Consider the following 8,766-nt stretch of genomic DNA (forward strand, 5'->3'; position numbering starts at 1 on the left):
GCGCAACGGCGCGAAGCTGGTCTGCATCGATCCGCGCAAGACCGAGACGGCCGACAAATGCCACCAGCACATCGCGCTGCTGCCGGGCACCGACGGCGCGCTCGCGCTCGGGCTGATGCGCGAGCTGGTCGTCAACGACTGGCTGGATCCTGACTACATCGAACGCCACACCGAAGGCTGGCCGGCGCTGCGCGAGCGCGCGATGGCCTGGACGCCCGAGCGCACCGCCGAGACCTGCGGCATCAGCGCCGACGAGGTGCGTGGCTTGGCGCGCGACTACGGCACGACCAAGCCGGCCGCGATCCGCCTGAACTACGGCATGCAGCGCGTGCGCGGCGGCGGCAATGCGGTGCGGCTGGTGGCGATCCTGCCGTGCCTGACCGGCGCGTGGCGGCAGCGCGCGGGCGGCATGCTGCTGTCGGCGTCGGGCTGGTTCCATCCCGACAAGGCCGCGCTGCAGCGGCCCGAACTGCTGGCCGGCCGGCGCCCGCGCACCATCAACATGAGCACCATCGGCGACGACCTGCTGCGCGAGGGCTCGGCGGCATTCGGCCCGAAGATCGAGGCGCTGGTGGTCTACAACAGCAACCCGGTCGCGGTGGCGCCCGAATCGCCGAAGGTGGTGAAGGGCTTCGCGCGCGAGGACCTGTTCACGGTGGTGCTCGAGCACTTCATGACCGACACCGCCGACCACGCCGACTACGTGCTGCCGGCCACCACGCAGTTGGAGCACCTGGACGTGCACACCAGCTACGGCCACACCTACGTGCTGATCAACGAGGCGGCGATCGCGCCGGTGGGCGAGGCGAAGCCGAACACGCAGATCTTCCGCGAGCTCGCGGCGCGCATGGGCTTCGATGCCCCGTGCTTCAGCGACAGCGACGAAGCGCTGGCGCGCCAGGCCTTCCGCCGCGATGTCGTCGACTTCGACGAACTGCGCGAGAAGCACTGGGTGAAGCTGCAGATCGCGGAAGCACCGTTCGCGAACGGCGGCTTCCCGACCGCGAGCGGCCGTTGCACGATCGATGCGCCGGGCTGGGGCGTGCCCGACCACGTGCCGAACTACGAATCGGCCCGTTCGACGCCCGAGCTCGCGAAGCGCTATCCGCTCGCGATGATCTCGCCGCCGGCGCGCAATTTCCTGAACTCCAGCTTCGTCAACGTGCAGAGCCTGCGCGACATCGAGGGCGAGCCGGTGCTGGAGATCCATGCCGACGATGCGCAGCGCCGTGGCATCGCCGGCGGCGAGTTGGTGCGGGTGTTCAACGACCGCGGCGAGTACTGGTGCAAGGCCGTGGTCAGCCAGCGCGCGCGGCCCGGTGTCGTCAACGGCCTGGGCATCTGGTGGCGCAAGCTGGGGGTGCGTGGCAGCAACGTCAACGAGCTGACGCACCAGCGGMTGACCGACCTGGGGCGCGCCCCGAGCTTCTACGACTGCCTCGTGGACGTGTCGCGGGAATGACGCAGGCCGGCCGCGCGGCCGGTGACGGGCTTCACGATTTGCAGCGATGTCTTTGGCGGTGTCGCCCCCGGGACAGATGTCCATCGAGGCTGCCCCCAGAGTGGCTGCTTTCGCCTGGAGTCGTTGCGATGAAGCGTCGGTTGTTCTTGCGTTCGTGTGTGCAGGGGATGGCGGCAGCGAGCGGCGCCGCGTGGGTGCAGGTCGCGCGCGCGGCCGACGAGGGGCTCGGGGCCACGCAGGTCACGCTCGGCAGTTCGGCCGCGCTGAGCGGCATCCTGGCCGGCGCCGGCCGCGACCAGAACTCCGGCATCTCGGCGGCCTTCGCAGCGATCAACAAGGCCGGCGGCATCCACGGCCGCGAGTTGCGCCTGCTGATGAAGGACGACGGCTACGTGCCGGCGCGCACCGTCGAGAACGTCAGGCAGATGCTCGAGGGCAACACCGCGTTCGCGTTGATCTCGTGCATCGGCACCGCGAACAATGCCGCGATCATCCCGGCGATCGAGCAGGCGGGCGTGCCCTATGTCGGGCCGATCACCGGGGCATCGTCGCTGCGCCAGCCGGGCCAGCGCAACGTCTTCCATGTGCGCGCGAGCTACACCGACGAGGTGACGCGCGTGACCCAGCAACTGGTCGCGATGGGCCTGAAGGACATCGCGCTGGTCTTCCTCGACAACCCGTTCGGCAAGGAGGTCGCGAAGGACGCGACCGCCGCGTTGCAGGCGGCCGGGTTGCAGGCGGTGGCGACCGTGCCGGCAGCCGTGGACGGCTCCAACGTGGCGCAGGTCGTCGACCAGTTGCTCGCGGCCAAGCCCAACGTGGTGTTCTTCGGCACCACCGGCACGACCAGCACGGCGCTGATGCTGCAGCTGCGCGCACGCATGGCCGGCCTGCCGATGGTCGGGCTGTCGGTGTCGGTGATCTCGTCGGAGCTGGCCAAGCTGGGGGCCGCGTCGCAGGGCATCGCGTTGTCGCAGGTGTTTCCGGATGCGCTGTCGCAGAAGCTCGAATCGGTGCGCAACTACCAGGCGGCGATGCGTGCGATCGGCCGCGATGACTTCGGCGCCAGCAGCTTCGAAGGCTACGCCAACGCGATGGTGGTGGCCGAGGGCTTGCGCCGCGCCGGCCGCGACGTGACGCGCGACAAGCTGCGCCAGGCGCTGACCGGCCTGAAGCAGCTGAACCTGGGCGAGTCTTCGCTCGGCTTCGGCGGTGCGGCGCCGTACGTCGCATCGCGCTATGTCGGCCTGGCGGTGCTGGGGGCCAATGGGCGGCGGCTGAGCTGAGCCTGCATGGCTCGCCTAGACTCGCGTGATGCGAGTCTCGGTGAAGAAAAGATGGTGGGTGGCAGTGGGCGTGGTCGTGCTGCTGGGTTCGCTCAGCGGCTGCGGTTCGGTGCGCTACCTGGCGCAATCGGTCGGCGGCCACCTGAGCCTGCTGAACCAGGCCAAGCCGGTCAGCGACTGGCTCGCCGACCCGGCCACCTCCGACCCGTTGCGCGAGCGCCTGCAGCTGACGCAGCGCATGCGCGACTACGCGGTCAGCGAGCTGAAGCTGCCGGACAACGCGAGCTACCGGCGCTACGCCGACCTGCACCGCAGCGCCGCGGTGTGGAACGTGGTGGCCGCGCCCGAGCTGAGCCTGCAGTTGAAGACCTGGTGCTACCCGGTGACCGGCTGCGTCGGCTACCGCGGCTACTTCGACCAGGTGGCGGCCGACGAGCAGGGCGATGCGCTGCGCACCGAAGGCCTGGAGGTCAGCGTTTACGCGGTGCCGGCCTATTCGACGCTGGGCAAGCTGCCGGGCGGCTTCTTCAGCGACCCGCTGCTGAACACCTTCATCCGCTGGCCCGAGGGCGAGCTGGCGCGGCTGATCTTCCACGAGCTGGCGCACCAGGTGGCCTTCGCGAAGGACGACACGATGTTCAACGAATCGTTCGCGACCGCGGTGGAGCGCATCGGCGGCACGCGCTGGCTGGTCGAGAAATCGACCGCCGCGGCGCGCGACGAATACGAGCGCTACGACAAGCGGCGCCAGGAGTTCCGCGCGCTGACGATGCAGGCGCGCAATGACCTGGATGCGATCTACCGCAGCGGCCGCAGCGACGCCGACAAGCGCGCCGCGAAGGCCGAACGCATGGCGACGCTGCGCGCCGACTACGCGGCGCTGAAGGCCGGTGCATGGCAGGGCTACGCCGGCTACGACAGCTGGTTCGCGCGGGCGAACAATGCATCGCTGGGCGTGCTGGCGGCCTACAACGAGTTGGTGCCGCAGTTCGAGCGGCTGTTCGAACGCGAGGGCCGCGATTTCGACCGCTTCTACGCCGAGGTGCGCCGCATCGCCGCGTTGCCGCGCGACGAGCGGCGCGCGACACTGCAGGCGGCCGGCGCCACCGTTGCCGCCACCACAGCGACCCCATGAGGACCCGAGGAGACCGACATGCCCGACATCCACATCCACCGCGACCACGACCTGGGCCTGGCCCGCGCGCGCGAGATCGCGTGGAAATGGGCCGAGGAGGCCGAGAAGAAGTTCGAGATGGAATGCACCGTGATCGAGGGCGAGTACAGCGACACGGTGGAGTTCAAGCGCTCCGGCGTCAGCGGCGAGCTGGTGGTCGCGGCCGACCACTTCGACCTGCAGGCGAAGCTCGGCTTCCTGATGGGGGCGTTCGCCGGCACGATCCAGGGCGAGATCGAGAAGAACCTGGATGCGCTGCTGGCGGGGGGCAAGGCGCCGGCGAAGAAGGCGGCGGCGAAGAAGACCAAGGGCGGGTGAAGCTCAACCGGCCCCGACCGGCGCGCTGCGCGACGCCATCTTGTCCGCATCGAACTGTCGCGGCACCCACCGATCCCGCAGCCGCATGAGCGGCGTCTCGACCAGCTTGAACAGCAGCCAGCCGCCCAGCAGGCAGGCGGCCGAGATCACGACCACCAGCAGCGGCGCCGGCAGCGCCCACGGCTTCAACTGCCGGTTCACGATGAATGCGATCGGCTTGTGCGTCAGGTACAGCGCGTACGACCGCAGCGCGAGCGAGGCAGCACCCGGCACCTGCCAGCGCTGCAGCGGCGACCCTTGGCTCAGCGCCCCGAGCAGCAGCAACGCCCAGGCCATCGCCATCAGCGAGTAGCCGAAGCCGCTCATCAGGTAGCCGTACCCGTAGCCGTCGATCTCGTAGAAGTTCATCAGCCCCCACAGCATCGCGAGCGTCGCGGCCAGCCCGAGCCCGAACAGGGCCTTGCCGTGCTGCATCAGGCGCGCCCACACCTGCGGATGGCCATTCTTCAGCAGCGCGAGCGCAACGCCGGGCAGGAACTCGTCGAGCCGCGACAGCGAGCCGTAGTACACCGTCGGGTAGTAGCGCTCGATCGCGCCGCCGGCCTCGCGACCRTACTGCAACCACAGCGCGCTGCGCCACGCGATGGCCGCCAGCACCAGCGCGGCGATCAGCGCCCAGGCCAGCGCAAGCCGGTGCCGCAGCCGCGTCACGCCCCACAGCGCCAGCGGCAGCCCGAGGTAGAACTGCTCCTCGATGCACAGCGACCAGGCATGCGAGAAGGCGGTGCCGGGCTGCAGATCGATGTTCTGCGTGAAGGTCAGGAAGCGCCACAGCGGCGGCGGCTCGCGCCCGCCCATCACCGCCGGGAGCAGGAAGTACAGCGCCAGCACGACCCAGAAGTTCGGCAGCGTGCGCAGCGCACGCCGCGCATAGAACGCGCCGAACGACAGCCGGCGCTCCTGCAGCAGCCCGCCCAGCAGCTGGTTGGCGATCAGGTAGCCGCTGAGCACGAAGAACAGGTCGACGCCGGTCCAGCCGATCGCGCTGGCCCAGCCGAAGGTGTCCTGCCCGCTGACGAACACCCGGTAGTGGTAGGCGAAGACCAACAGGATCGCCAGGGCCCGCAGCGTGTCCAGCCCGGGCTGGCGATCGCGGGTCATTCCTTCAGCGATTCGATCAGGTCGACGTACTCCTGCATCGCCTCGTCGGACGACTTGCCCTTGACGGCATCCCAGGCGTCCCACTTGGCGCGGCCGACCATGTCGGTGAAGCCGGGGCGCTTGCCGTCGACGTCGCCGCTGCTCGYCTGCTTGTACAGCGCGTAGATCTTCAGCAGCGTCATGTTGTCGGGCTTCTCGGGCAGGTTCTTCGAGTCGGCCACGGCGGCTTCGAACAGGGACTTGAGGTCGGCCATGAATGTCTCCGGGGATGCTTGGGTGAAAGTCGGCATTGACGCGGCGAATGTTACCCATCATCGTCGCTCGCACAACAAGATTCATCCCCCAGGAGACCTCGACGATGCCCACCTCCCCCCACGTCAGCGCCCAGCGCATGTCGCGCGTCGACACCGCCTGGCTGCGCATGGACAACGACGTGAACCTGATGATGATCGTCGGCGTCTGGCTGCTGCAGCCGGCCATCACGCACGCCGCGCTGTGCGAGCGCGTCGAGGACAAGCTGCTGAAGTACGGGCGCTTCCGCCAGAAAGTGGTCGAGGACGCGATGGGCGCGAGCTGGGTCCACGACCCGGCCTTCGACCTGCAGCGCCACGTGCTGCACGAGCCGCTGCAGCGCGCGCGCGGCCAGTCGGCCCGCCAGGCGCTGCAGGAACGCGTTGCCGAGCTGAGCACCACGCCGCTAGCCCGCGCACACCCGCTGTGGCAGTTCCACCTGATCGACGACTACGAAGGCGGCAGTGCGCTGATCGCCCGCGTGCACCATTGCATCGCCGACGGCATCGCGCTGATCTCGGTGATGCTGTCGATCACCGACGGCGGCCAGGATCCGCCGCCGCGCCGCACGCGCGGCAAGGCGGATGACGAGGAAGGCGATGCCGATTGGCTCTCCGACGCGGTCGTCAAGCCGCTGACCGACCTGACCGTCAAGGCGATCGGCATGTACGGCGGCGGCATCGCGAAATCGATGGAGATGCTGGCCCATCCGCAGCAGCCGCTGCTGGGTTCGCTCGACATGGCGCGCACCGGCTACCAGGTGCTGAGCGACGTCGCCGCGCTCGCGCTGATGCCCGACGATTCGCCGACCTCGCTGAAGGGCACGCCGGTCGGCCGCAAGCATGTGGCCTGGGGCGAGCCGATCCCGCTCGACCAGGTGAAGGCGATCGGCCGCGCGCTGAACTGCTCGGTCAACGACGTGCTGCTGGCCTGCGTGGCCGGTGCGATCGGCGGCTACCTGCGGGCGCGCGGCGAGAACCCGGACGGACAGGAGATCCGTGCGATGGTGCCGGTGAACCTGCGCCCGCTCGAGAAGGCGCACCAGCTCGGCAACCGCTTCGGGCTGGTGCCGCTGGTGCTGCCGATCGGCATCGGCAACCCGGTCGAGCGCGTCTACGCGGTGCGCGCGCGCATGACCGACCTGAAGGGCAGCTACCAGCCGCTGCTGGCGTTCGCGGTGCTGTCGGTGGCCGGGCTGCTGATCAAGCCGGCCCAGGATGCACTGCTGAACCTGTTCGCGAAGAAGGCGACCGCGGTGATGACCAACGTGCCGGGGCCGGCCGTGCCGCTGAAGTTCTGCGGCTCGACGCTGCGCCAGACGATGTTCTGGGTGCCGCAGTCGGGCCACATCGGCGTCGGCGTCAGCATCCTGAGCTATGGCGGCGGCGTGCAGTTCGGGCTGGTCACCGACGATGCGCTGTGCAACGACCCGCAGGCGATCGTCGAGCGCTTCGAGCCGGAGTTCGAGAAGCTGCTGATGGTGACGCTGATGCTGCCCTGGGAGTAGGCCGGCTGCATCACCTGCGGAACTTGCCGTCGTTGCCGATGATGGACAGGTCGGCGAAGTCGAGCCCGGTGTGGTCGGTGGCGCTGTAGCTGATCTCCATGCCGCCCATGTCGTAGCGGGTCAGGCCGTTCAGTGCGGCCACCAGCCGCTCGCGCGTCGGCGCCGGGCCGGCGCGGCGCAGGCCCTCGACCAGCACCTTCGCGGCAGCGAAGCCTTCCATCATCGCGGGCGAGATGCCGTCGAGCTTGCGGGCCCGCGCGAGTTCGAGCGCTTCCTTGACGATCGGCGACGCGATCGAGCGCTCGTACGGGAACACCTGCGAGACGATGGTGCCGCGACCGTTGACCCCCATCATCTTGATGAAGCCGCTGGCCGCGTTGTTCGACAGCGTCACCACCTGGGCGGCGGAGCCGGCATTGCGCAACGCCATCGTGCCCTCGGCAACCGCACTCGACGAGCCGATGAACAGCACCGCCTGTGCGCCCGATGTCGCGACCTTCGGCGCCAGCGTGCTGAAGTCGGGCTTGCTGCGATCGAACTTCGCAAGCATCACCGGCTTCTTGCCGATCGCATCAAAGCGGCCATCGCGCCCTGCACCGCATCGGCGCCGAAGCTGTCGTCGRCMTGCAGCACCGCGATGCGSTCGAYGCYGAYCAGGCTCAGGTGGCGGATCGYGCGCTCGGCCTCGCGCTGGTAGGTGGCGCGCACGTTGAAGACGTAGGGCTGCAGCGGCTTGTGCAGGGCCATCGCACCGGTCGACGGCGCGATCATCGGCACCCGGTGTTCGTTCAGCAGCGGCAGCACGGCCTGCGCATTCGGCGTGCCGCGGCCGAGGAACAGCGCCAGCACGTTCTTCTCGACGATCAGCTTCTTCGCGTTCTCGGCGCTGAGCTGCGGCTCGAACTTGTCATCGAGCGAGACCAGCTGGATCGGCTGCCCGTGCACGCCGCCCTGCGCATTGACCCAGTCGAGGTAGAGCTTCGCACCGTCGGTGTTCTCCTTCACGCCGGCCGCCGCCGGGCCGGTGAAGCCGGAGGTCTGTCCGACCAGGAGCTGGGCTGCGGCAGGGGCGCCGATCGACATCATCGCGGCCGCCAGGGCCAACGCACCGAGGTACTGCTTCATCACGTGTCTCCGCTCTGTCTGTGAACACAAGGAAATCCATGGTTTCACGGGCAGGGCGGGCGTGCCTGTGTGCAGTACGCCTGTCTGCGTGTCACGCCATCAATGGCGTGACGTGGTGCGCGAAGCGCTCAGCGACGGAACTTGCCGTCGGATCCAATGATGGAGAGATCTGCAAAATCGAGACCGGTGTGGTCGCTCGTGCTGAAGCTGACCTCCATGCCGCCGATGTCGTACTTGTGCAGGTTGTTCAGTGCCGCGAGCAGCTTGTCGCGCGTCGGCGTGCCGCCGCCGCGGCGCAGGCCTTCGACCAGCACCTTCGCGCCCGCAAAGCCTTCCATCATCGCCGGCGACACCGCATCGAGGCCCTTGGCCTTCGCGAGCTCGGTCGCTTCCTTGACGAGCGGCGACGCGATCGAGCGCTCGTACGGGAACACCTGCGAGA

General features: G+C 68.9%; 8 protein-coding genes and 2 pseudogenes. 5 read left to right on the plus strand and 5 right to left on the minus strand.

Features of this window, described 5'->3' with window-relative positions; translation table 11 throughout:
- From AC1D15_RS10640 to AC1D15_RS10655, 4 genes are all read left to right on the plus strand, one after another.
- The coding region (locus AC1D15_RS10640) for a molybdopterin-containing oxidoreductase family protein (protein WP_477825950.1) at positions 1 to 1,462 on the plus strand (1,462 nt) is incomplete at its 5' end.
- A gap of 140 nt (positions 1,463 to 1,602) precedes the next feature.
- Positions 1,603 to 2,748, plus strand: coding sequence for an ABC transporter substrate-binding protein (locus AC1D15_RS10645; protein WP_477825951.1), 1,146 nt, complete (start codon positions 1,603 to 1,605; stop codon positions 2,746 to 2,748).
- 28 nt (positions 2,749 to 2,776) lie between these two features.
- On the plus strand, positions 2,777 to 3,883 hold the full coding sequence (locus AC1D15_RS10650) for an aminopeptidase (protein WP_477825952.1): 1,107 nt from the start codon (positions 2,777 to 2,779) through the stop codon (positions 3,881 to 3,883).
- Between the two features lie 18 nt (positions 3,884 to 3,901).
- Complete coding sequence (locus AC1D15_RS10655) at positions 3,902 to 4,240, plus strand: polyhydroxyalkanoic acid system family protein (RefSeq protein WP_477825953.1); 339 nt, start codon at positions 3,902 to 3,904, stop codon at positions 4,238 to 4,240.
- A gap of 3 nt (positions 4,241 to 4,243) precedes the next feature.
- Here AC1D15_RS10655 and AC1D15_RS10660 read toward each other — a convergent pair whose 3' ends face one another.
- Positions 4,244 to 5,401, minus strand: coding sequence for an acyltransferase family protein (locus AC1D15_RS10660; RefSeq protein ID WP_477825954.1), 1,158 nt, complete (start codon positions 5,399 to 5,401; stop codon positions 4,244 to 4,246).
- The gene (locus AC1D15_RS10665) at positions 5,398 to 5,655 is read right to left on the minus strand and encodes an acyl-CoA-binding protein (RefSeq protein WP_477825955.1); all 258 of its coding nucleotides are present in this window, start codon (positions 5,653 to 5,655) and stop codon (positions 5,398 to 5,400) included. The genes AC1D15_RS10660 and AC1D15_RS10665 overlap by 4 nt, the downstream gene beginning before the upstream one ends.
- 104 nt (positions 5,656 to 5,759) lie before the next feature.
- On the opposite strand from AC1D15_RS10665, the gene AC1D15_RS10670 reads away from it, so the two are divergent.
- A complete protein-coding gene (locus AC1D15_RS10670; RefSeq protein ID WP_477825956.1) occupies positions 5,760 to 7,199 on the plus strand; it encodes a wax ester/triacylglycerol synthase family O-acyltransferase in 1,440 nt (479 codons plus the stop codon).
- Positions 7,200 to 7,209: 10 nt separating this feature from the next.
- Here the strand turns inward: AC1D15_RS10670 and AC1D15_RS10675 are convergent, their stop codons facing one another.
- The 3 genes and pseudogenes from AC1D15_RS10675 to AC1D15_RS10685 all read right to left on the minus strand — a co-directional run.
- Positions 7,210 to 7,749 carry an ABC transporter substrate-binding protein gene (locus AC1D15_RS10675; protein ID WP_477825957.1) on the minus strand — a complete coding sequence of 180 codons (540 nt, stop codon included), beginning with the start codon at positions 7,747 to 7,749 and terminating at the stop codon, positions 7,210 to 7,212.
- Positions 7,749 to 8,324 (minus strand): annotated as a pseudogene (locus AC1D15_RS10680) (ABC transporter substrate-binding protein). The gene AC1D15_RS10675 and the pseudogene AC1D15_RS10680 overlap by 1 nt, the downstream one beginning before the upstream one ends.
- 128 nt (positions 8,325 to 8,452) lie before the next feature.
- Positions 8,453 to 8,766, minus strand: a pseudogene (locus tag AC1D15_RS10685) (ABC transporter substrate-binding protein); the annotation flags it as partial.

It is taken from the genome of Rhizobacter sp. P2_H2 (assembly GCF_056403375.1).